Below are 1,002 nucleotides of genomic sequence, written 5' to 3' on the forward strand. Positions count from 1 at the left end.
CGCGCCGGCGGCGCGCCGCCGCCCGGTCAACACCTGGGCTAACTGCGCGGCTGTCGACAACTGGGCGTGGTGCTCGTGCTCGGGGTCGTCGAGGATTGTGGTGACCTGATCGTGGGTGATCGCCACGCACGATCCGGCGGCTAGGACCTCGCGCCCGAGGCCGGCCAGAGTCACATCGCCGTCGGCGCTCACCCGGAGGCGGATGGTCAGGGCGTCCCGATCCTGGGTGGCCGAGAGGGTTGCGGCGTGCTCGAGTTGCGCCCCGAGCATGGGCAGTGTGCCCTTGGCGCGGTAGCGGGTTTCGACCCGGGTTGCTGCGGTGCGGTCTGCTGGCGACCCGGCAGGTACTAGATCGGCGACGTTGGCCACGAACACCGTCACGTCCCATCCCGTGGTGGTGGGGGTGACGGTGATCGCGTCATCACGGTCCCGGGTGGTGGACGCGTCGATCATCAACGCGGACTGCGGTACCGGTCGATCAGCGGCCATGTGGGCGGTCGTCCTCAGGCGCTGCGGCGCGCACGGCGTTGCGCGAGGTCGTCGGCGGCCGCCGCTGCGGTGGGGGTGGCGTCTTCGGCGGGGAATTGGTGCACGGTGCCGGCCAGGTCGGTCAGGGTGTGGCCGACGGCGATGGCGAACACGCCTTGCCCGCCGTGGAGCAGATCAATGATCTCGGCATCGGACGTGGCTTCGTAGACGGTGGTGCCGTCGCTGATCAGGGTCGTGCGCGCCAGGTCGGTGGTGCCGTGGTCGGCGAGGAACTCGACCGCGGTGCGGATGTTACGCAACGAGATCCCGGCGTCGAGGAGTCGTTTGACGATCTTGAGCGCGAGGATGTCGCGGAAGCTGTAGAGACGTTGCGATCCGGACCCGGCGGCGGCTTGGACGCTGGGTTCGACCAGTCCGGTGCGCGCCCAGTAGTCGAGCTGGCGGTAGGTGACGCCGACGATCTCCAGCACCGCCGGCACCCGGTAACCCGACGTGGGGGTGTCGACCGTGGCC

The 1,002-nt window shown here is 69.9% G+C and carries 2 protein-coding genes; both read right to left on the reverse strand.

Annotation, left to right across the window (positions count from 1 at the left end; all coding sequences use genetic code 11):
- Positions 1-489: RNB domain-containing ribonuclease (locus tag ACFW3F_RS25615; RefSeq protein ID WP_388062531.1), on the reverse strand; the 489-nt coding region annotated here is incomplete at its 3' end.
- 14 nt (positions 490-503) lie between these two features.
- On the reverse strand, positions 504-1,002 hold a 499-nt coding region (locus ACFW3F_RS25620; RefSeq protein WP_388062533.1), incomplete at its 5' end, for a MerR family transcriptional regulator.

This window comes from Gordonia sp. NPDC058843 (assembly GCF_042743165.1).
GTDB lineage: Bacteria > Actinomycetota > Actinomycetes > Mycobacteriales > Mycobacteriaceae > Gordonia.